The following is a 20,255-nucleotide window of genomic DNA, read 5'->3' on the forward strand; positions in this document are numbered from 1 at the left end:
GTCGCGCTGGCTCTCGCGGGTTGTGCACCTGTCGCGGCCGGCGATCCCCAGCGCAGCAGTTCAACGGGGCGGCCGACCGGCTCGGCATCGCCCATGCCCGTCCGAACGGCCGCGCCGGCGTGCGATGCGCTCGCGACCCCGCAACAGGCCGTCGCCCTTGTCGGCGGGTCGGGTGAGCCGCAGCGCTTCGAGCACCTCCCGTCGGGTTTCCTGCAGTCCTCGTGGGCCGCACTGGCCGCGAACGGCGCCGTCTGCGGTTGGGGTGAGAACGGCCTCCACGAACTCGTCGGATCGACCGGAACGCCCTGGGTCTTCGTCCGTGTCGTCCCGGGACTCGCCGACGAGTGGAAGACTCTCGCGGCGGAACTGTCCCCGTCCGCGGGCGCCGGCTACGACGGCGGCGTGTCCCGCGGCGGCTCGTGCGAGCAGATCTGCAGCACGGATGTCCTGGTCGGCGACGCATGGCTGTCCGTCGAGGCGAACGCCGCGACGACACCCCTCGACGAAGCAGCCTTCCACACGTTCGTGCAGGGGATCGTCTCGCGTTACCGCTCTCTTCCCCAGCCGACACCGGTGGCCATGCATGCGCCCCGGTCGTGCGAGGACGACCGTGTCCGCAGCGCGGTCTCCGCTGCGTTCGGGAGCAAGGGGGTCGTCCACTCCAACCCTCCCGTCTTCTCCCTCGGCGAGGCGCTGCAGCGCGCGGGACTGTACACGTCGTGCGCGTACTTCTCCGGCGGCGATCGCGACACCTGGGAGACCTGGATCACCGTCGTGGATCACGCCGACCCGTCGCTCCTCGCCACCTACCGGGCTGCCGTGGACCATCCGGAAGCCCGGTCCGTCGACGCGTCATCCCTCCCCGCCGGTGCCTTCGCGCTGTTCGAGCCGTCGGTCGATTCGCAGCGGACCATCGTGGACACGCTGAGCGGCTCGTCCTGGATCGACGTGGTCACCTACATCACCTCCGACTCGGCCGCCAGCGTCGGCCTCGCCTCCGCTCTGACGCACAGCGCCTGGCTCGGCTGACGACCGGCCGCCGTCAACCAGACGGGCGGCGTCGGCGGCGTTACGGGGCGAGCGGCTTCGGGGCGGCGGGGGAGCCCGCCAGCGGCAGGGACACGCGGAACGTCGCGCCGCCGCCCTCGGTGTCGACGACCTCCACGGTGCCGTTGTGAGCGGCCACGATCGACGACACGATCGCCAGGCCCAGGCCGCTGCCGCCGGTCTCCCGGGCGCGGGACGTGTCGGCGCGCCAGAAGCGCTGGAAGATCTTCTCCCGCATCTGCGGCGGGATGCCCTCGCCGTGGTCCCGCACCTCCAGGGTCGCCCGCTCGTTGCGGTGGTCGATCTGCACGGCGATCTCGATCGGGCTGCCCTCCGGCGTGTAGCGCAGAGCGTTCCCCATCAGGTTGGTGACGACTTGGCGGAGCTTGTTCTCCTCCGCGAGCACGACGGCGGGCTCGGTCGGCGGGTGCTGCGCGAGCACCACCTTCTCGGTCGTGCTGATCGGCAGCGTGCCGGTGGACCCGCGACGGCTGCGTCCGCGTCGCAGCCGGGCGAGCGCCGAGCCGGCGAAGGCGATCGGCCCCGTCGCGTTCGACGGCCGGCCACTCAGGTCGGGCACCGTCATGGGCACGGTGTCGACGCCGGGCTCCGGCTCCTCGTCCCGCCCTCGCTGCACCGGCTCGGGCGTGAGCACGGTGACGACGCGGCCGGGCGCCCCGGCCATGGTGTCCATCGCGGCGTCCTGGGCGATCTTCACCAGGTCGACGCGCGTGAGGTCGAGCGGCTTGGTCTCGTCGAGGCGGGCGAGCTCCAGGAGGTCCTCGACGAGGGTCCCCATGCGGATCGCCTCCTTCTCGATGCGGTCCATGGCCTGCGCCACGTCCTCCGGAGTCTGCAGCGCGCCCATCCGGTACAGCTCGGCGTAGCCGCGCACCGAGACGAGAGGTGTGCGCAGCTCGTGCGACGCATCGCCGACGAAGCGCCGCATCTGGTCGATGGTGCGCGCGCGATCGCTGAACGCGCGGTCGATGCGGTTCAGCATGGTGTTGAGGGAACGGTTCAGCCGCCCCACCTCGGTGTTCGGCGTCGCGCCGCCGAGACGTTGGCTGAAGTCGCCGTCGGCGATGGCCGCCGCGGTCTCCTCCACCTCCCGCAGCGGGGCGAACGTCGTCGTCACCAGCATGCGGGTGAGGCCGGCGCCGACGATGACGACGATCACACCGAACCCGAGGAAGATCGCGAGGAAGCTCGCCATCACCGTGTCGATCTGGGAGGTGGTGGTCGCCACGATCGCCGTCGCCAGCTCGCCCGAGTTGGCGAACGTCTGCGTGGTGGCGAGCGCACGGTACGTGGTGCGGCCGTCGTTGCTCTGCAGCGTGAAGGGCCCGAGCATGCCCTTGGCCTCGGGCAGCGTCAGCGTCTTCGGGATGTCGGGGCGGTGCGCGTACGGGATGTTCTGCCAGTTGTACGTGACCAGCTTGCCGTTGGAGTCGTACAGCGCCGCGAAGTAGTCGGACGGGCTCGAGTCGGTCGCGATCTTGTCGCCGTCCTTCGAGGAGCTGAACAGGTAGGTGTTCAGGTACGACGCCCCGGACGCCGCCGACAGCTGCGCATCCAGCTGGTCGAGCAGCACCGGCTTCAGCATCGACATCGTGCCGATGCCGGTCACGAGCAGCCCGAGCGTCAGCATCAGCACGGTCACGCCCGTGATCTTCGTGCGGAGGGAGATCGCGTTCCAGCGGTCGAGCAGGCGTGAGTGCATCAGGCCGTCAGTCTATGCGGGGGATGCTGAGCCGGGCATGTGTGCTCCCGGTGACCCGGCTCAGGCCTTGGCCGCCTTGAGCATGTAGCCGAACCCGCGCTTGGTCTGGATGAGCGGCTCGCTGGAGTGCGCATCCACCTTGCGGCGCAGGTACGAGATGTACGACTCGACGATGCCGGCGTCTCCGTTGAAGTCGTACTCCCAGACGTGGTCGAGGATCTGCGCCTTCGACAGCACGCGGTTGGGGTTGAGCATCAGGTAGCGCAGCAGCTTGAACTCGGTCGGCGAGAGCTCGATCGGGGTGTCGCCCACGAAGACCTCGTGCGTGTCCTGGTCCATCGTCAGCTCGCCCGCGCGGATGACCGCGTCTTCGTCGGCCTGCATCGTGCGGCGCAGGATGGCCTTGATGCGGGCGACGATCTCGTCGAGGCTGAACGGCTTGGTCACGTAGTCGTCGCCGCCGACCGTGAGGCCGGTGATCTTGTCCTCCGTGTCGTCCTTCGCCGTGAGGAAGAGGATGGGCGCGGTGTAGCCGGCGCCGCGGAGCCGCTTGGTGACGCCGAACCCGTTCATGTCGGGGAGCATGACGTCGAGGATGATGAGGTCTGGCTCCTCTTCGAGGACCGCGGAGATCGCCTGCGCCCCGTTGCCGACCGCCCGGACGGCGAACCCGGCGAAACGGAGACTGGTGGTGAGGAGATCGCGGATGTTCGGCTCGTCGTCGACGATGAGAATGCGGGGTCCGGCGTTCATGCGCACCATTATCTGCGCGTGGGCTGAGTCCTACCTGTGAGCCGTCGGTGCGCGATGGGTGCGCGGGTCTGGCGCCCGCAGTGTGAAGAGTGGATGCTGAGGTCATGTCGAATCCCACCGTCGTCATCGCGGGCGCCGGCCTGGCCGGTGCGACCGTCGCGACCGAGCTGCGCGAGCGCGGCTTCGAGGGGCGGATCCTGCTGCTCGGCGCCGAGGAGCACCGTCCCTACATCCGGCCGCCGCTGTCGAAGGAGTATCTGAAGGGCGACGCGTCCATCGACGACGCCGACGTCCATCCGGGGCACTGGTACGCCGAGCACGCCGTCGAGTTCCTGCCCGGCGTCACGGCGGGCTCCTTCGACCCGGGAGCGCACGAGCTGTTCGTCTCGGACGGCGGGCGCATCACGTACGACAGCCTGGTGCTGGCCACGGGTGCGAGCGCGCGGCCGCTGGGCGTGCCGGGCAGCGGGCACGGCGCCGTCTTCCCGCTGCGCACCCGCGAGGACGCGAGCTGGCTGCGCGCCGCCCTCGAGGTCGGCGGCCGCCGCGTCGTCGTGGTCGGATCGGGCTGGATCGGGCTCGAGGTGGCCGCGGCGGCGCGCGGCTACGGCAACGAGGTCACCGTGCTCGGCCGCGCAGCCGTGCCGCTGAGCGCCGCGATCGGCCCGGAGCTCGGCGCGGTGTTCGAGCGGCTGCACCGCGACAACGGCGTCTCGGTCCGCAATGGTGCAAAGGTCGTCGGCGTCGACGGCGGCGCCGAGCAGGTGGTCGTGCTCGACTCGGGCGAGCGCGTCCCCGCCGACGTGGTCGTGGCCGGTGTCGGCGCGACGCCGAACACGCAGGTGGCGGAGCGCAGCGGCGTGCGCCTCTCGAACGGCGTGCTCACCGACAAGGGGATGCGGACCAGCATCGAGGACGTGTACGCCGTCGGCGACGTGGCCAACCCGTTCCTCCCCGCGCTCGGTCGCCACTACCGCAACGAGCACTGGGCGAACGCGATCGCCGGCGGCACGGTGGCCGCGCACGCCATCCTCGGCGAGCGCGCCTCGTACGACGACATCCCGTACTTCTACTCCGACCAATACGATCTGGGCATGGAGTATTCGGGCTACCCGCCGCTGGCCGCCGGCAGCCGCGTCGTCTACCGGGGCGACGTGGAGGCGCGCGAGTTCATCGCGTTCTGGCTGCGCAACGACCGCGTCGTCGCCGGCATGAACGTGAACGTCTGGGACGTGCAGGACGACATCCAGCGCCTCATCCGAGGCGGTGAACGGGTGGATGCCGACCGGCTCGCCGACCAGAGCGTCGACCTTGCCGCCGTCTGAGGCGCGGAGCGCGGAGCCGTACCTCCCTCCGCTGCGCGTCCCGGTGCGGACCATCGGCGCCCGCACCTTCGACTTCTCCCGCCGGGTGGCGGTGATGGCCGTCGTCAACCGCACGCCCGACTCCTTCTTCGACCAGGGCCGGACCTACGCCTTCGACCGTGCCGTGGACGCCTGCTTCAAGGCGGTCGCGCTCGGCGCCGACTGGGTCGACATCGGCGGAGCGCCCTTCGCACCGGGGGAGCCCGTCCCGGTCGAGGAGGAGGTGGAGCGGGTGGTCCCGGTCGTCGGGGCGCTGCGGGCCGGCTCCGACGTCGTCATCTCGGTGGACACCTTCCACTCGACCGTCGCCCGGCACGCGATCGCTGCGGGCGCGACCGTCATCAACGACACCACCGGGCTCAGCGACCCGGAGCTCGCGCCGGTCGTCGCCGACAGCGACGCGACCCTCGTCATCACGCACAGCCTGGCGGAGCCGCGGCGGCCGTACCCGCGCCCGCACTACGACGACGTCGTCGCCGACGTGTCGCGGTTCCTGCTGGAGCGGGTGGAGCGCGCGCTGGCGGCCGGCGTGCCGGAGGAGCGCATCATCCTGGACCCCGGCCACGACCTGAACAAGAACACGCTGCACTCGCTGGAGCTGACCCGCAGGCTGTCCGAGATCGCCGACCTCGGGTTCCCGACCCTCGCCGCCGTCTCGAACAAGGACTTCATCGGCGAGACCCTCGACGCCCCGCGCTCCGAGCGGCTGGAGGGGTCGCTCGCGGCCGCGGTCATCAGCGTGATGAACGGTGCGCGTATCGTGCGGATGCACGACGTGCGCGCCTCGGTGGCCGCCATGCGGATGACGGAGGCGGTGCTCGGCCTCCGTGCGCCGGCCTACCTCAAGCACAACATGGGAGACGTGAATGACTGACCCTGCGGTCCCCGCCATCCACCGGCTGTCGCCGCTGCCCTCGCAGACCGGCCTGGCCGACGAGGAGATCGCGGCGCTGTACCGCGAGGGCGCGGGCGACCCGTGGCTGCGGGTGAACTTCGTCACCAGTGTGGACGGCGCGGCAACTCACCAGGGCCTCTCCGGAGGCCTGTCGAACGACGTCGACGCCCGGGTGTTCGAGATCCTCCGCCGGCTGTGCGACGTCGTGCTGGTCGGCGCCGGGACCGTGCGCGCCGAGGGCTACGGGGCCATGCGGGTGGATGCGGCGTCGGCGCGGGCGCGCAGCGGCGCCGGCATGACCGCGCATCCGGTCTTCGCGATCGTCTCGGCCGGACTCGACCTCGACCCGCGCAGCAGCATCTTCCAGGACGCCCCGGAGCGCCCGCTCGTGCTGACGACCGAGCTGTCGCGTCCGGAAGCGCGGGAGGCGCTCAGCGACGTCGCGGACGTCGTGATCTGCGGCCGGGAGCGCGTGCAGGCCGAGCGCGGGCTCGCGGTGCTGCACGAGCGCGGGCTGACGCGCATCCACTGCGAGGGGGGCCCGCACCTGTTCGCCGACCTGATCGCGGCGCGCGCGGTCGACGAGCTGTGCCTGACGGTCAGCCCCCGCCTCGAAGGCGGCACGTCGCCGCGCATTGCGACCGGCGCCGCTCCGATCGCACCGCTCGGGCTGCGGCTCGCCCACACCCTGGCGGGAGACGACACGCTGCTGCTGCGGTATGTGCGCGGCTGAGCTGCGCCCGGAGATCGACGCCGCGCTGGTGCGGCGGCTCGTCGACGCGCAGTTCCCGCAGTGGCGGGAGCTGCCCATCCGGCCCGTCGACCACGATGGGTGGGACAACCGCACCTTCCGTCTCGGGGAGGCGCTGAGCGTCCGGCTGCCGAGCGCCGAGGGGTACGTCGAGCAGGTCGCGAAGGAGCAGCGCTGGCTGCCGCGGCTGGCCGACCTCCTGCCGGCGGCGATCCCGCAGCCCGTGGCGCAGGGCGAGCCGGGGGAGGGGTACCCGTTCCCCTGGTCGGTCTACCGCTGGCTGCCGGGCACGCCGGTAGTGCTCGCCGGCGACGTGTCGCGGGATGCGGAGCTCGCCGACGCCATCGGCCGGTTCCTGGTCGCGCTGCGCGCCGCGCCGACGGCGGGAGCGCCGAGGCCCGGGACGCACAACTTCTTCCGCGGGGCGTCACCCGCCGTCTACGAGGAGGAGGCGCTCGCGGCGTTCGCGCTGCTCGACGAGCCGTGGCGCGGTCGCGCGCGGGCGCTCTGGGAGGAGGCGAGCGCATCTCTGTGGCAGGGCGAGCCGGTGTGGTTCCACGGCGACGTGGCGCCGGGCAACCTGCTGCTGGATGCGTCGGGCGCGCTGTCCGCCGTGATCGACTTCGGAACTTCGGGCGTCGGGGACGCCGCCTGCGACCTGGTCCCGGCCTGGACGATGTTCGAGGGGGAGGCCCGGCACGCGTTCGTCGCGGCCGCCGGCCTCGACGGGCCGACGTGGTCGCGCGCCCGCGGCTGGGCGCTCTGGAAGTCGGCGATCACCGTGCGCGACCGCCCGGCCGACGCCGAGGCGCGCGCCACCCTCGCGCGCATCCTCACCCCCTGACGCGCGCGCCGTTACGCGCCTGCCGCGCCGCGCCCGCCCCGGCATGACTCGTCACGAACTGGCGCGATTCGTCACGAACGGGCGTGATTCGTGACGAACCCCGCGCTCGTCGCACGCGACGGTCCGCGCACGCGCGGCGCCCGCAGGGCAGCGTTGGTCACGAACGGGCGCGATTCGTCACGAACGGTTGCGATTCGTCACGAACCGCGCGAAGCGCTACGCGGCCTCGAGCGCGTGCGCGTCGAGGATCGTGTACGAGTAGCCCTGCTCGGCGAGGAAGCGCTGGCGGTTCTGCGCGAAGTCCTGGTCGACCGTGTCGCGTGCGACAAGCGTGTAGAAGTTCGCCGACAGGCCCGACTCCTTCGGGCGCAGCAGCCGTCCGAGGCGCTGGGCCTCCTCCTGCCGGCTGCCGTACGACCCGGAGACCTGGATGGCGACCGTCGCCTCGGGCAGGTCGACCGAGAAGTTCGCGACCTTGCTGACCACGAGCACCTTCGTCCGGCCGTCCCGGAACTCCTGGAACAGCCGCTCGCGCTCGTCGACCGGCGTCGCGCCGGTCAGCTGCGGAGCATCCAGCGCCTCCGCCAGCTCGTCGATCTGGTCGAGGTACTGCCCGATGATCAGGATGCGCTCCCCCTCGTGCCGCGCCACCAGCTGCCGCACGATGTCGAGCTTCGCGGGGGCCGTCGCGGCCAGACGGTAGCGCTCGTCGTCCGGTGCGGCCGCGTAGCTGAGCCGCTCCGAGGCCGGCAGGTCGACGCGCACCTCGTAGCATGCGGCGGGGGAGATGAAGCCCTGGGCCTCGATCTCCTTCCACGGCGCGTCGAAGCGCTTCGGGCCGATCAGGCTGAACACGTCGCCCTCGCGGCCGTCCTCGCGCACCAGCGTCGCGGTCAGCCCGAGCCGACGGCGGGCCTGCAGCTCGGCCGTCAGCTTGAACACCGGCGCCGGGAGCAGGTGGACCTCGTCGTAGACCACGAGTCCCCAGTCGAGTGCGTCGAGCAGCGCCAGGTGCGCGTACTCGCCCTTCCGCTTGGCCGTCAGGATCTGGTAGGTCGCGATCGTGACCGGCTTGACCTCCTTCACCTGCCCCGAGTACTCGCCGATCTCCTCCGCGGTCAGCGTCGTGCGCTTCAGCAGCTCGTCGCGCCACTGCCGGGCCGAGACGGTGTTGGTGACCAGGATGAGCGTCGTCGTCTTCGCGGTCGCCATCGCGCCCGCGCCGACCAGGGTCTTGCCCGCGCCGCAGGGGAGCACGACGACGCCCGAGCCGCCGTCGAAGAAGTTCGTGATCGCCTTGCGCTGGTAGTCGCGCAGCGCCCAGTCGTCCTCCTGCAGCCCGATGTCGTGCGGGGTGCCGGGCGTGTAGCCCGCCAGGTCCTCCGCCGGCCAGCCGAGCTTGACCAGCTCCTGCTTCAGCTGCCCGCGCGCCCACGCCTCCACGACGAAGGTCTCGTCGTCACGGCGCTCCAGCAGCAGCGGGGAGATCCGCTTCGCGCTCGCGACCTCGGTCAGCACGGCGAGGTCGGTGGAGCGCAGCAGCAGCGTCCCCTCGTCGTCGCGTTCGATGACCAGCCGGCCGTAGCGGGCGACGGTCTCGCTCACATCCACCGAGACGGTCTGCGGGATGGGGAACTTCGAGTACCGCTCCAGCGTCCCGAGCATGTCCTCCGCGGTGTGGCCGGCGGCCCGCGCGTTCCACAGGCCGAGCCGGGTGATCCGGTAGGTGTGGATGTGCTCGGGCGCCCGCTCCAGCTCGGCGAAGACGGCGAGGTCGTGGCGGGCGTCCTCTGCGGCCGGGTGCGCCACCTCGAGCAGCACGGTGCGGTCGCTCTGGACGATCAGGGGGCCATCGGACATAGCTCACCAGCCTACGCCCTGACGGTGTGCTCCCTGCTCAGGGTGTGGGGACCGCTCCGCACAGCGGGCACGACGGCATCGCGTCGAGCGGCGTCTCGAGCAGCGGATGGTTGCGCCCCTCGGCGGCGAGCCACGGCACGTCGGAGCGCGACGCCTCGGCGATCAGGGCGCGATCGGTGAACAGCCGGACGCGCGCCGCGAGCCAGACGCGGGCGGAGCCGCCAACCTCGGTGCGGCTGAGTGCCAGCACCATCCGGGCGACGCCGTGGCGCGACCCCGTGGCCAGGTCGAGCCGGTCGAGCAGTTGATCGATCGTCACCGCGACGATCTCCAGCGGAGGAGCGGTGGGATCCGCGTCGGGCACGACCGTGGCGAACAGCACGTCGTCCCGCTCGTCGTAGCCCCAGGAACTCGCCGCGGAGTAGCCCGCGATGTCCAGCACGTACTCGTCCACGGGCCCCCGTCTCTCTCCGACCTGGACAAGCTATTCCGCCCCGGCAGGGCGGCGGAAGGGAGCGGCAGAGAGAATGCTGGCATACCTTTCGGAGCCCTCGCCCGGCGGTCGATCAGGGCGCCGGACGCACCCCGCGCACGCTCGACAGCGGCAGCGTCCGCTCGATGTCGGCCGCCCGGTCCCGCCCGCGCAGCCGGCCCCCGCCGACCCCGGTCGGTTCGAGCAGGTAGTCGACCACGCGGCCGTCCGGCATCGCCACCTCGATCACGATCGGCGACCGCGACCGCACCGCGAGGTCGAGCTGGCGCGCCAGCCAGCGCTCGCCGGTGTCGTCGCCCGCCTCCTCCTCCGCTGTGCGCAGGCGCGCCACCAGCTCCGCGTCGCGGTCCTCGACGGCTTCGGCCCGCGCCCGGGCGACGCGCTGGCGGCGCAGGATCACCTCGCGGCCCCCCGCATCCTCCGCGACCACGGGATAGCGGGCGTCGCTGAGCGCCCAGAACACCACATCCCGCGGGAACCGGCTGAGCAGCTCGCCGTCGCCGCCCTGCGAGAGCCTCAGCGAGCCGAGCGCCTGGTCCACCTGGATGGTGCGCAGCAGCGTCCCGTCCGCCGACCGCACGGCCGACCGCGCGCCGTCGGTCCCCTCCGCCTCGCGGACGCGCACCCGCCCGTGCCGCTCCGCCGCGTCGGTGACGAGGTAGTCGAGCGGCTGGGGGAGGCCGGTGAGCGAGATCGAGGAGAGGAACTCCCGGATCCCGTCGGCCGTCTCGCCCGCCGTCAGCGCCCGGTCCACCGACGCGGCCGAGAGGCGGAACGTCGACGCCAGGGCGCGCGACTCGAGGTCCGCGATGCCGCGCAGCCGCGTCTCCACCTCCGGCGCCAGCGGCCCGGGGGAGACGATGGTCAGGTCGTGCTGCAGGTAGACGCGGTCCACCTCGGCCGGGAACAGCTCCGCCATCGCCGCGGCCGCCGCCTCCGGCCCCTGCTCGACCAGGGCGGCCCCGGCGGTGCTGGGCGCCTGGTGCGCCGTGATCCCGAGCCAGTCGGCCAGCCGGGTGTGCGCGTCCACCCGCTCCTGCGCCTCCTCGACCGCCGCGGGATGGAGCCACGCGACGTGCTCGCGCAGGCTCTCTCCCCACGCGGCCCGGCTGCGGAGGGCGAGCAGCGACCGGACGTCGTCCGGCAGCGCCTCCAGCCACGCCGTGGCGAGCGCGCGCCAGCGCTCCGGCGTCGGGGCGTGCGACCAGGAGGCGGCGCGGTCGGTCGGCAGCCACATCCCGTCGTCCACCGCCGCGAGGCCGGCGCGCTCGGCCGCGGAGAGCGCGACCGGCACCAGCTCGGCGTCGACCGACATCGCCTCGGCGAGACGCTTGATCGCAGGCAGGGCGACACCGCCCTTCTGCAGCCGTCGTGCGCCCTCCCTGGCGAGCTCGGCGAGCAGCTCGGACACCGCGGTGACCGCCTCGAACGCGCGCTCGGCCGCCAGCCGGTCGGTGAACCGCCGCTCGGTGTCGGGCACCGGCGCCAGCGCGGGCGGCGGCGCGGTGCGCAGCAGCTCGTCGGGGGAGGGGATGCCGAGGTCGGCCCACGCGTCCAGCTGGGCGGTGACCGCGTCGTAGACCGCGAAGCGCCGGGGGTCGCCGTCGGCGGGCTGCGCGAGCAGCAGTCCGGTGAGGTCCTCCAGGGCAGCGGTCACCGCGTCGACCGCGATCCCGGCCGTGGCCGGTTCGGCGGCGAGGCGTGCGGCGACCTCCTCGGCGCTCAGCGGCTCTGGCGCCCGGCCCAGCACGACAACCGTGGCGAGCCTCGGCCGGTCCAGCGGCACGAGCGCGCGCTGCACCGAGTCCGCGTCCAGCAGCGCGTCGGCGAGGTCGAAGAAGTCGGAGACCCCCGTCCGCCGGTAGGCGCGGCGGTGCAGCGCGCCGACGAGTGCGGCGTCGTCCAGCTCCCGCAGCCGGGCTGCGAGAGCGAGGGTGGTCGTCATCGCGCGGACCGCCGCGATCGCGGCTAGCGCCGGCCCTTGGAGTCGCCGGGCCGAGAGTCGCCGGACCGGTTGGCCGCCCTGTTCCGCACAGCGCTCACGATCAGCAGCACGATGATCAGCACGAAGGCGATCGGCAGGGCCACGAGCGGGAAGAAGAAGACCGTCGGCCAGATGCCCTGCCCCGAGCCCTGCTGCGCGAATTGGCCCGCCGCGGTGCCGATCAGGATGGCCGCGATGCAGACCAGGGAGACGATGACGAGCGCCGCGACGATGTACGACAGGATGCGCTGGAGCCGCGATGCCGGCGGCGGGGTCTGCTGGGTCACGAAATCAAGGATAATTGAGGCTGGTCATTCGATCCCCCATGCGAAGTGAGGTTCCCATGCCAACCGGCAAGGTCAAGTTCTACGACGAGGAGAAAGGCTTCGGCTTCATCAGCTCCGATGACGGCCAGGAAGTCTTCCTGCACGCCTCGGCCCTTCCCGCCGGCGCCGTCGTGAAATCGGGGACCCGTCTGGAGTTCGGCATCGCCGACGGCAAGCGCGGCGCCCAGGCGCTGTCCGTTCGCGTGCTCGACGCCCCGCCGAGCCTCGTCAAGCTGAAGCGCAAGTCGGCCGACGACATGGCGATCATCGTCGAAGACCTCGTGAAGCTGCTCGACGGCATCGGCGCCAACCTGCGCCGCGGCAAGTACCCGGACAAGGCGCACGGCGCGAAGATCGCGGCCGTGCTGCGCAAGGTCGCGGACGACCTGGATGCCTGAGCTCGGCGACGAGGTCGACCCGGCGGCGGAGACGCCGGCCGGGCCGACGGACGCGCCCGCGGAGGGTGTCGAGGCTCGGGAGGCTGCCGAGCCCGAGGTCGAGCTGGTCGCCGATCCCGAGCTGGTGGCCGCCGTTCCGCTGGCGCGGCAGGCGCTCGCCGAGATCACGCCGGAGCGCACGATCGGCGAGCCCCTCGGCCACGTCGTGGAGGCGCCGGGCGTCGTGTCGCTGCTGTTCGCGAGCCTGCTGCCCGGCTACCCGGACTGGCGCTGGACCGTCACCGTCGGCCGCACCGGCGACGACGAGGAGCCGACCGTGCTGGAGGCCGAGCTGATGCCCGGCGACGGCTCCCTGCTCGCGCCCGACTGGGTGCCGTGGTCGGAGCGGCTCGCCGAGTACCAGGCCGCCCAGGAGGCGCTCGCGGCACAGGCGGGCGAGACCGCTGAGGACGGCGACGAGGCTGAGGACGAGGACGACGACGTCGAGGACGACGACGTGCATGATCTGCACGCCGACGACGACCTGGACGGCGTCGACATCGACAGTGTGGATGTCGAATTCGACGAGGAGACCGATGTGGACTCCGACCTCGACCTGGAGGCCGAGGAGGCGGCGGCGCTCGCCGACGCGGACGGCGACGACGCGGATGAGGACGACGACTCCGACGAGGAGGAGTGACCCCTCACCGCCGTTGCGCGGTCACCGTCGCCGGCGTGTGACCGTCAGGTAGCCCATCCCGAGCGCGCCGAGCGCCAGCCCGACCACCACGGTCCACATCGCGGTGGTCCCGCCGCCGCCGACGGCGAGCACGACGATCAGGGCGACCGCCCACAGCACGAGGCCGACGAGCACCGCCCGCCGGTCGTCCGTCTTCGCGGGGACCGGGTCGGGCCGGCGCTCGTCGTCGCGCAACCACAGGCGCATGGCTTCGCTCAGCCCAGCCGCTCGACCACGTACTCGATGCAGCCGATCAGCGCCCGCACATCCGCCGGCTCGATGGCCGTGAAGGTGGCGACGCGCAGCTGGTTGCGTCCGAGCTTCCGGTAGGGCTCCGTGTCGACCACGCCGTTGGCGCGGAGGGTCTTCGCGACGGCCGCCGCATCCACACGGGTCTCGAAGTCGATCGTGACGACCACCTGCGAGCGGTGCGCCGGGTCGGCCACGAACGGGGTCGCGTACTCGACGCTCTCAGCCCACGAGTACAGCGCGCCCGACGATTCGCGCGTGCGGGCGTCGGCCCAGGCGAGGCCGCCGTTGCCGTTCATCCACTCGAGCTGGTTCTCCAGCAGCACGAGCGTCGCGATCGCCGGGGTGTTGAGCGTCTGGTTGAGGCGGGAGTTGTCGACCGCGTTCTTCAGGCTCAGGAACTCGGGGATGTAGCGCCCGCTCGCCGCGATGCGCTCGACCCGCTCCAGGGCGGCGGGGGAGAAGAGCGCCAGCCACAGCCCGCCGTCGGAGGCGAAGTTCTTCTGCGGCGCGAAGTAGTAGACGTCCGCCTCGCTCACGTCGAGGTCCACCCCGCCCGCGGCGCTCGTGGCGTCGATCACGGTCAGAGCGCCGTCGTCGCCGTGGACGCGGCGCACCGGGGCCATCACGCCCGTCGAGGTCTCGTTGTGCGGCCAGGCGTAGACGTCGATGCCCGGCACGACCTCGACCTCGCTGCGCGACCCGCCCGGGGCCTCCAGCACGTGCGGGGCCTCCAGCCACGGGGTCGTCGCCGCCTTGGCGAACTTGCCGCCGAACTCGCCGAACACCAGGTTCTCGCTGCGCTTCTCGATCAGCCCGAACGCGGCGGCGTCCCAGAACGCGGTCGACCCGCCGTTGCCGATGACGACCTCGTAGCCGTCGGGCAGGCGGAACAGCTCGCCCAGGCCCTCGCGCACGCGGCCGACCAGGTTCTTCACCGGCGCCTGGCGGTGGGAGGTGCCGAGCAGCTCGGCGCCGGGGCCGGCGAGGTAGGCGACCTGCTCCGGGCGGACCTTGGAGGGTCCGCATCCGAATCGACCGTCGGCGGGCAGCAGCTCAGAGGGGATCGTGACGTCCGGCATAAAGGAAGTGTATTGGCTGTTGAACGCTCCGAATGGCGGGTCGTGCACTGGCGGTGGCCGCCTGCCCGCTGCCGTCGGCGGCACCAAGTAGGCTGAGATGCGGCACTCGCGCGCCGTCATGTGGAGGGGTAATGACCGATCTGATCGATACGACCGAGATGTACCTTCGCACCATCCTGGAGCTGGAGGAGGACAACATCGTCCCCCTGCGCGCGCGCATCTCCGAGCGGCTGGGGCACTCCGGCCCGACCGTCTCGCAGACCGTGGGCCGCATGGAGCGCGACGGCCTGGTCGTCGTCTCCGGCGACCGCCACCTCGAGCTGACCGACGAGGGCCGCCGCAAGGCCGTCCACGTCATGCGCAAGCACCGCCTCGCCGAGCGTCTGCTGAGCGACGTCATCGAGCTGGAGTGGGAGTACGTCCACGAAGAGGCCTGCCGCTGGGAGCACGTGATGAGCGAGCAGGTGGAGCGCAAGCTGCTGACCATGCTCGGCCACCCGACCGAGTCGCCCTACGGCAACCCGATCCCGGGTCTCGGCGAGCTGGGCGCGCCCGACTCCTCCGTGTCCACCGAGAGCCTCGTCAACCTCGTCGATGTCGTCCGCGGCAACGATTCCGGGGTGACTGCCAGGATCCGCCGTCTGGGGGAGCCCGCGCAGGTCGACCCCGAGCTCCTGCTGCAGCTCAAGCAGGCGGGCGTTTTTCCCGGTTCGACCGGCACTTTCTCTCCCGCCGGCTCCTATGTCGCCGTGCAGATCGACGGCTTCGAGCCCGGCCTCGAACTGCCCAACGAGCTGGCCGCGCACATCTTCGTCGACGCCTGATCGCCGTTACCGATTCGTTAAAAAGCGGCCGAAACGTGTGACAAACGGCGGCGCTTCCCCTAGGCTCTAACGAGTCCGAACGGGTCAGAAGCCGGCCCATCAGGACCCCGGATCGTGACGCTCCACCCCCCTATGACCCGTCTCGCGATCCGTGAAGCCGAAGCCACCCAGCTTGGGACGGGGGCAGCATCCCTAGTGCTGCCGGAGCGCTGGAGGTCACACTTTGGCACTGTCGAGCACGCCCGGTCCCGACAAGGACCGTACGAACCCGGACCAGAGCACCACGGACATCTCGTCTTCCCCCGCCGTCTCGCGTCGCGTCGCGCGCGCTGCGTCGCGTCCGACCGCGGTCTCCACCGCGACCGGCTCGACCGCCGCGCAGTCGAAGAAGAAGCGCAAGGGCGGCTGGATCCTGAACGCCGGCGTCATCACCGTCGCCACCGGGCTCATCGCGACCATGTCGCTCCCCGCCTTCGCCTTCAACCCGGACAGCGCCGAGAACGCCGCTTTCGGCCCGAGCGCCGCCGACTCCATGAAGAAGGCCCAGTCGCAGACCGTCGAGGTGGGCGGTGTCGCCTCCTCCGCGGTCACCCGTGACGCCGCGTCGGCCACCAGCGAGGAGCAGCTCAACGCCCAGAAGGCAGCCGCTGCCGCCGCCGCAGCAGCCGAGGCCGCCCGCCGCCAGGCCGCCATCCAGCTCACCAGCTACGCCAGCAAGTCGTCCTCCGGCCCGTCCGTCTCCGACTTCCTCGCCAACCCGCCGTACCCGAACTTCAGCCTCTCGCAGGTGTTCTCGGTCGCGCAGCAGTACATCGGCACCCCCTACGTCTACGGCGGCTCCAGCCCGGCCGGTTTCGACTGCTCCGGCTACGTGATGTACGTCTACGCCCAGTTCGGCATCTCGCTGCCGCACTCCGTCTCCGGCCAGGCCGCGGCGGGCAAGCGCATCTCGATCGCGGACGCCCAGCCGGGCGACCTGGTCATCATGTCGGGCCACGACGGCTTCTACGCCGGCAACGGCAACATCCTGGACGCGCCCACCGAGGGCAAGTCGGTGTCCATCCGCCCCATCTGGACCAGCGACTACTACATCGTCCGCCTCGGCATCTGAGCGAGGTTGTCGAACCGGCGTCGAGCCGGTGAACATTCAGCACCACAGCACCGGAACGGCGTGCCACGAATAGGTGGCGCGCCGTTTCTGGGTTACCCTGGCGTTCTGACGCTGCGTCACCGCAGTTGCTGATCGGAGGATCCGATGGCCGGAACGCGTTCCGCCGGGTCGCTGAGTGCGACCGGGTGGGACGAGCGCGGCCTCCGACCGGGATCGAGCATCGAGCTCTCCCGCTGGGGAGACTTCCTCGCCTGCCGTCACCACGTCGAGGCCTGCCACCGCCACCATGTGGCGTGCCGCCACCATGCCGCCTCCTCCTTGGGCGCTGTCCGCACGGACAGTGCCCTTTTTGTTTGCCCTTCAGCCCGCTCCCGCCTTTTCCCGGAAGGTCGCCCATGAAGACTCTGGTTCTCAACGCCAGCTACGAACCCCTCGGCGTCATCTCGACGCGGCGGGCGGTCATGCTCGTGCTGGCCGGCAAAGCATCCACGATCGCCGGCAGCGGTGCGCAGCTGCACAGCCGGTCCCTGGTGCTGGATGCGCCGAGCGTCGTGCTCCTGAACCAGTTCATCAAGGTCCCGCACCGCCGTATCCCGCTGACCCGCAAGTCGGCCCTGGAGCGCTACGGCCACGTCTGCGCCTACTGCGGCAAGTACGGCGACACCCTCGACCACGTCATCCCGCGCGCCCGCGGCGGCACGCACACCTGGGACAACGTCGTCATCGCGTGCTTCCGCTGCAACAACGTCAAGTCGGACCGCCTGCTCGCCGACCTCGGCTGGAAGCTCCCCTTCGAACTGAAGGAGCCGCACCTCAACATGGCGTCCCTGATCAGCATGCGCTGGAACGACCCCAACTGGGAGGAGTTCACCGAGCCCTGGCGCCGCCACGAGCTGCAGCTGGCCGGTTAGCGCGTGGCCGTTCGCTAGACTTGCGGGGCCAGCCTCTGTAGCTCAATGGAAGAGCAGTTCCGTCCTAAGGAAACGGTTGGGGGTTCGAGTCCCTCCAGGGGCACTTTCGGTCGACAGTAAAAGTGCTGGTCAGAGGCGCATTTCGACCGATAAATAACACTCACTATCCACGATTTGCCCACAATTTGCCCACAGGGCCGCCGAAAAACTCTAAGAAACTCTAAGAGCGTCGCGGAGATGACCGTGCAACGTTTGGCATCACATGTCCGTGGCCCCTAGAAAGGGCCGCTTTCGTGCGGTCGTTTGCCTGGCGTTTGGATCGCCGGGCTGGGATTGCCTTTGGCGAAACCCTAACCGGGACTTTGTTGGAGGCCCTCGCGCCGGCCATTCTCAGCAAAACCGGTATGTTCTTTCTGTCTCCAACACGTGCTGGTGAGACCTTGTGATGCCCGAAGTCACAGACGAGAGTCAGTCGCTATTCGGGACATGGACGCTAACGCAAAGGAGCAGGGCATGAAGCCTGACAAAGTGAACCCGCGGGAAGTCTTTTATCAACCCTCCCGAATGGTCGTGCCTCTCTTCCAGCGTCCCTACGTATGGTCCCGTGACCGCCAGTGGCAGCCGTTATGGGAAGACATTGCGCGGCTCGCCGAAGTTCTCGAGACGAAGAATCCCACGGCCACCCACTTCTTGGGCGCTTTTGTAGTTCAGCAGCTGCCGTCCACGCTCGGGGCCATGCCCGAGTGGAGTGTGATTGACGGTCAGCAAAGGCTTACGACACTGCAGATTCTGCTCGATGCGCTGCACTCGCAGCTGGAGGCAAAGGGAATGCCTATGCTGGCTGCGCAGATCGAGCCCCTCATCGTGAACCCAGCAGCGTTCCACAAGAAGTCCGAGGATCGGTTCAAGGTTTGGCCGACAAATCACGATCGCGCCGGCTTCGAGTCAGTGATGAGCGCACCCGTCCCGGTCGACTACTCGGCTGTAGTTCCATCGCGTCTAGCCGAGGCGCACGAATACTTCAGCTCGGCGATCGAGGAATGGCTCGGAAGAGAGGGCAACGTTGAGGTGCGTGGAAAGCTGCTCGTTGATGCAGTGTCCGGCCAGCTCGAGATTGTGAGTATCCGCCTCGACGCGACCGAGGATGCGCAGGCGATCTTCGAAACGCTGAACGCTCGCGGTGAGCCGCTAAGCGCCGCCGATCTCATCAAGAACTTTGTCTTCCAGAACCATCCTGGTTCCGAAAGTGAGGTGGAGCAGGCCTACCTCGCCTACTGGGCAGAGCTGGAGACACCGTGGTGGATTACTCCGATCACCGCGGGTCGCGTGACGCACCCGCGTGCTTCATGGTTTTTGTGGCACTGGCTTCGTGCAAGGCTGCTTGAAGACTTTCCCATTCGCGAGCTCTTCGCGCAGTTCAAGGACTACATCGCCGACTCTGGCATAGGGCTCGCGACATTGCTTCCCGAGGTGAAAGCCGCCGCCGATCGCTACCGCTTCCTCGTTGAAGGCTCGCAGGCAGAGAGCGGCACGCTCACCCGTGCTCAGTGGTTCACCTATCGAGTGGGGACACTCGATTCCGAGGTGATGAGACCGTTGCTGATCTGGCTCGACGAGTCCTCTCAAGCGGACGTCCCCGATGGCGAGAAGACTAACATTTTGAAATCGCTGGAAAGCTGGTCCGTGCGACGGGCGCTCGTTAAGGCGCCGTCTCAGGGCTCCAACAGGTTCATCGTTGACCTCATGGTGCACCTGAGCAAGCAACCGCATGATGCTCTGGCGGCTGAAACCGAGGCCTATCTTGCGTCGAACAAGACACCTGTGGGTTATTGGCCGGACGACGGCGAAGTGACACACGCGCTCTGGACTGCGCCGGCCTACAACAAATACGTACGCGCTCGTCTACGCATGGTCCTCGAAGCGCTAGAAGACCATCGGCGTGGTTATCCAGATTGGAAGGCATTCGGGATGGGGCCGGTGCCGCGCGGCGTTGGAACGATCGAGCACCTTCTACCCCAAGCGTGGCGAGCGAATTGGCCGCTTGCTGCGACGGCGGATGAGCGACCGGCGAAAGAAGCCGCGAGGGATCGGGCCTTGCAACAACTGGGAAACCTGACTCTCGTCACGCAGAAACTGAACTCCAAAGTGTCGAACGGCGCGTGGGAAACAAAGCTCGCGCACTTTCAGCAGTACAACGACGTGCTCATTACCAACGACGTGATCCAGAATCACGCGGACGGATGGGACGAGGACCTGATCGCGGAGCGCACGGCAAAGCTGACCGAAGCGATTCTCGAGATTTGGCCCACGCCTCCTGGGCACGTTGGCTTGGCGGCTCGGGTAGCCGAGGCTCCGGCCGCGGCAGCGGCCGGGGACGTTGATGTTGCCGTCTTGGTCTCAGCGGGGCTGATCGAACCGGGGGCCCTCCTCATCGCCCGACCGGCAGTTCTCGCAGGCACGACAGCAGCAGTCGGCATCGACGGGCGCATCTTTGTCGGAGAGCAGGGCTTCGATACTCCCAGCGCCGCGGCAGTCGCGGTGAACAGCGAGGGGCTCTACAAAGGGGGAATTAACGGCTGGCGGTTCTGGAAAGTGCGGGAGACGGGGAGGTCGCTGTGGCAGATTCGTGATGAGTATCGCTTGAGCCTCGGCGAAGAAGTCGAGGAAGAGTCCGAGGAGATTGAGGAAGAACTAGCGGTTTCTGAGAGCGTCGGCGACGCGCTTCGGCTGTAGGGTTCCCATCCGGTCGGACGCAAGAATCGAGCTGCAGAGCAGACGCCTCATCCGCCGTTCGAGCGAATGCGACTTTCCTTGGATGGGCGAGCACGCCAATGCTGCTCCCTGGCTTACAGGCGTTCCGGGGCACGTTTGCCCGATCCTCTTGATCCTCAACGTCGTCTGCTCCGTGCGCCAACACAGGGG

The 20,255-nt window shown here is 70.0% G+C and carries 19 protein-coding genes and 1 tRNA gene; 12 read left to right on the forward strand and 8 right to left on the reverse strand.

Annotated elements, in window-relative coordinates; translation table 11 throughout:
• Positions 1-93: 93 nt before the first annotated feature.
• Entirely contained in the window at positions 94-1,029 is a 936-nt protein-coding gene (locus tag HNO83_RS15005) for a hypothetical protein (RefSeq protein ID WP_175338333.1), read from the forward strand.
• A gap of 40 nt (positions 1,030-1,069) precedes the next feature.
• Here the strand turns inward: HNO83_RS15005 and HNO83_RS15010 are convergent, their stop codons facing one another.
• Together HNO83_RS15010 and HNO83_RS15015 are read right to left on the reverse strand one after the other, a co-directional pair.
• Complete coding sequence (locus tag HNO83_RS15010) at positions 1,070-2,770, reverse strand: sensor histidine kinase (RefSeq protein ID WP_175338334.1); 1,701 nt, start codon at positions 2,768-2,770, stop codon at positions 1,070-1,072.
• A gap of 60 nt (positions 2,771-2,830) precedes the next feature.
• Positions 2,831-3,523 (reverse strand): response regulator transcription factor, encoded by a 693-nt coding sequence (locus tag HNO83_RS15015; RefSeq protein WP_018191755.1) that lies wholly within the window; start codon positions 3,521-3,523, stop codon positions 2,831-2,833.
• A 104-nt stretch (positions 3,524-3,627) separates the two neighbouring features.
• On the opposite strand from HNO83_RS15015, the gene HNO83_RS15020 reads away from it, so the two are divergent.
• Genes HNO83_RS15020 through HNO83_RS15035 form a run of 4 tightly spaced genes read left to right on the forward strand, consistent with a single transcriptional unit; the run spans position 3,628 to position 7,377 of the window.
• The gene (locus HNO83_RS15020) at positions 3,628-4,848 is read left to right on the forward strand and encodes an NAD(P)/FAD-dependent oxidoreductase (RefSeq protein ID WP_175338336.1); all 1,221 of its coding nucleotides are present in this window, start codon (positions 3,628-3,630) and stop codon (positions 4,846-4,848) included.
• Positions 4,802-5,761: a dihydropteroate synthase gene (folP, locus tag HNO83_RS15025; RefSeq protein ID WP_175338337.1), complete on the forward strand. Its 960-nt coding sequence runs from the start codon at positions 4,802-4,804 to the stop codon at positions 5,759-5,761. Before HNO83_RS15020 ends, folP begins: the two co-directional genes overlap by 47 nt.
• On the forward strand, positions 5,754-6,515 hold the full coding sequence (locus tag HNO83_RS15030; protein ID WP_175338338.1) for a pyrimidine reductase family protein: 762 nt from the start codon (positions 5,754-5,756) through the stop codon (positions 6,513-6,515). The genes folP and HNO83_RS15030 overlap by 8 nt, the downstream gene beginning before the upstream one ends.
• A complete protein-coding gene (locus HNO83_RS15035; RefSeq protein ID WP_175338339.1) occupies positions 6,502-7,377 on the forward strand; it encodes an aminoglycoside phosphotransferase family protein in 876 nt (291 codons plus the stop codon). The genes HNO83_RS15030 and HNO83_RS15035 overlap by 14 nt, the downstream gene beginning before the upstream one ends.
• 216 nt (positions 7,378-7,593) lie before the next feature.
• Here HNO83_RS15035 and HNO83_RS15040 read toward each other — a convergent pair whose 3' ends face one another.
• From HNO83_RS15040 to HNO83_RS15055, 4 genes are all read right to left on the reverse strand, one after another.
• Entirely contained in the window at positions 7,594-9,237 is a 1,644-nt protein-coding gene (locus tag HNO83_RS15040; protein WP_175338340.1) for a DNA repair helicase XPB, read from the reverse strand.
• Between the two features lie 37 nt (positions 9,238-9,274).
• Positions 9,275-9,691: a hypothetical protein gene (locus HNO83_RS15045; RefSeq protein ID WP_175338341.1), complete on the reverse strand. Its 417-nt coding sequence runs from the start codon at positions 9,689-9,691 to the stop codon at positions 9,275-9,277.
• Between the two features lie 112 nt (positions 9,692-9,803).
• Entirely contained in the window at positions 9,804-11,675 is a 1,872-nt protein-coding gene (locus HNO83_RS15050; RefSeq protein WP_175338342.1) for a helicase-associated domain-containing protein, read from the reverse strand.
• Positions 11,676-11,698: 23 nt separating this feature from the next.
• Entirely contained in the window at positions 11,699-12,001 is a 303-nt protein-coding gene (locus HNO83_RS15055) for a hypothetical protein (RefSeq protein ID WP_175338343.1), read from the reverse strand.
• Between the two features lie 56 nt (positions 12,002-12,057).
• Here HNO83_RS15055 and HNO83_RS15060 point away from each other — a divergent pair, with 56 nt between their 5' ends.
• Together HNO83_RS15060 and HNO83_RS15065 are read left to right on the forward strand one after the other, a co-directional pair.
• Complete coding sequence (locus HNO83_RS15060; RefSeq protein WP_175338344.1) at positions 12,058-12,438, forward strand: cold-shock protein; 381 nt, start codon at positions 12,058-12,060, stop codon at positions 12,436-12,438.
• Positions 12,431-13,117: a DUF3027 domain-containing protein gene (locus HNO83_RS15065; RefSeq protein WP_175338345.1), complete on the forward strand. Its 687-nt coding sequence runs from the start codon at positions 12,431-12,433 to the stop codon at positions 13,115-13,117. Before HNO83_RS15060 ends, HNO83_RS15065 begins: the two co-directional genes overlap by 8 nt.
• A gap of 21 nt (positions 13,118-13,138) precedes the next feature.
• On the opposite strand, the gene HNO83_RS15070 is transcribed toward HNO83_RS15065, so the two are convergent.
• Complete coding sequence (locus tag HNO83_RS15070) at positions 13,139-13,363, reverse strand: DUF2530 domain-containing protein (protein ID WP_175338346.1); 225 nt, start codon at positions 13,361-13,363, stop codon at positions 13,139-13,141.
• An 8-nt stretch (positions 13,364-13,371) separates the two neighbouring features.
• Positions 13,372-14,487 (reverse strand): phosphoserine transaminase, encoded by a 1,116-nt coding sequence (gene serC / locus HNO83_RS15075; protein WP_175338347.1) that lies wholly within the window; start codon positions 14,485-14,487, stop codon positions 13,372-13,374.
• 131 nt (positions 14,488-14,618) lie between these two features.
• Here serC and HNO83_RS15080 point away from each other — a divergent pair, with 131 nt between their 5' ends.
• From HNO83_RS15080 to HNO83_RS15100, 5 genes are all read left to right on the forward strand, one after another.
• Positions 14,619-15,311 carry an iron-dependent transcriptional repressor DtxR gene (locus tag HNO83_RS15080; RefSeq protein WP_175338348.1) on the forward strand — a complete coding sequence of 231 codons (693 nt, stop codon included), beginning with the start codon at positions 14,619-14,621 and terminating at the stop codon, positions 15,309-15,311.
• A gap of 223 nt (positions 15,312-15,534) precedes the next feature.
• The gene (locus HNO83_RS15085; protein ID WP_175338349.1) at positions 15,535-16,422 is read left to right on the forward strand and encodes a C40 family peptidase; all 888 of its coding nucleotides are present in this window, start codon (positions 15,535-15,537) and stop codon (positions 16,420-16,422) included.
• A gap of 395 nt (positions 16,423-16,817) precedes the next feature.
• Positions 16,818-17,333, forward strand: a complete 516-nt coding sequence (locus tag HNO83_RS15090; RefSeq protein WP_175338350.1) for an HNH endonuclease — start codon at positions 16,818-16,820, stop codon at positions 17,331-17,333.
• Between the two features lie 31 nt (positions 17,334-17,364).
• A tRNA-Arg gene (locus HNO83_RS15095) sits at positions 17,365-17,436 on the forward strand.
• Positions 17,437-17,846: 410 nt separating this feature from the next.
• The gene (locus HNO83_RS15100; protein WP_175338351.1) at positions 17,847-20,066 is read left to right on the forward strand and encodes a GmrSD restriction endonuclease domain-containing protein; all 2,220 of its coding nucleotides are present in this window, start codon (positions 17,847-17,849) and stop codon (positions 20,064-20,066) included.
• The last annotated feature ends 189 nt before the right edge of the window (positions 20,067-20,255 follow it).

Origin of the sequence: Leifsonia sp. C5G2 (assembly GCF_013359685.1) — a bacterium.
Lineage (GTDB): Bacteria > Actinomycetota > Actinomycetes > Actinomycetales > Microbacteriaceae > Leifsonia.

Excerpts from the sequence above, each read along its gene's own strand:
- HNO83_RS15005 (WP_175338333.1), top strand. The coding sequence starts at position 94 with ATGCCCGTCCGAACGGCCGCGCCGGCGTGCGATGCGCTCGCGACCCCG.
- HNO83_RS15010 (WP_175338334.1), bottom strand. The coding sequence starts at position 2,770 with ATGCACTCACGCCTGCTCGACCGCTGGAACGCGATCTCCCTCCGCACG.
- HNO83_RS15015 (WP_018191755.1), bottom strand. The coding sequence starts at position 3,523 with ATGAACGCCGGACCCCGCATTCTCATCGTCGACGACGAGCCGAACATC.
- HNO83_RS15020 (WP_175338336.1), top strand. The coding sequence starts at position 3,628 with ATGTCGAATCCCACCGTCGTCATCGCGGGCGCCGGCCTGGCCGGTGCG.
- folP (WP_175338337.1), top strand. The coding sequence starts at position 4,802 with ATGCCGACCGGCTCGCCGACCAGAGCGTCGACCTTGCCGCCGTCTGAG.
- HNO83_RS15030 (WP_175338338.1), top strand. The coding sequence starts at position 5,754 with ATGACTGACCCTGCGGTCCCCGCCATCCACCGGCTGTCGCCGCTGCCC.
- HNO83_RS15035 (WP_175338339.1), top strand. The coding sequence starts at position 6,502 with ATGTGCGCGGCTGAGCTGCGCCCGGAGATCGACGCCGCGCTGGTGCGG.
- HNO83_RS15040 (WP_175338340.1), bottom strand. The coding sequence starts at position 9,237 with ATGTCCGATGGCCCCCTGATCGTCCAGAGCGACCGCACCGTGCTGCTC.
- HNO83_RS15050 (WP_175338342.1), bottom strand. The coding sequence starts at position 11,675 with ATGACGACCACCCTCGCTCTCGCAGCCCGGCTGCGGGAGCTGGACGAC.
- HNO83_RS15060 (WP_175338344.1), top strand. The coding sequence starts at position 12,058 with ATGCCAACCGGCAAGGTCAAGTTCTACGACGAGGAGAAAGGCTTCGGC.
- HNO83_RS15065 (WP_175338345.1), top strand. The coding sequence starts at position 12,431 with ATGCCTGAGCTCGGCGACGAGGTCGACCCGGCGGCGGAGACGCCGGCC.
- HNO83_RS15070 (WP_175338346.1), bottom strand. The coding sequence starts at position 13,363 with ATGCGCCTGTGGTTGCGCGACGACGAGCGCCGGCCCGACCCGGTCCCC.
- serC (WP_175338347.1), bottom strand. The coding sequence starts at position 14,487 with ATGCCGGACGTCACGATCCCCTCTGAGCTGCTGCCCGCCGACGGTCGA.
- HNO83_RS15080 (WP_175338348.1), top strand. The coding sequence starts at position 14,619 with ATGACCGATCTGATCGATACGACCGAGATGTACCTTCGCACCATCCTG.
- HNO83_RS15090 (WP_175338350.1), top strand. The coding sequence starts at position 16,818 with ATGAAGACTCTGGTTCTCAACGCCAGCTACGAACCCCTCGGCGTCATC.
- HNO83_RS15100 (WP_175338351.1), top strand. The coding sequence starts at position 17,847 with ATGAAGCCTGACAAAGTGAACCCGCGGGAAGTCTTTTATCAACCCTCC.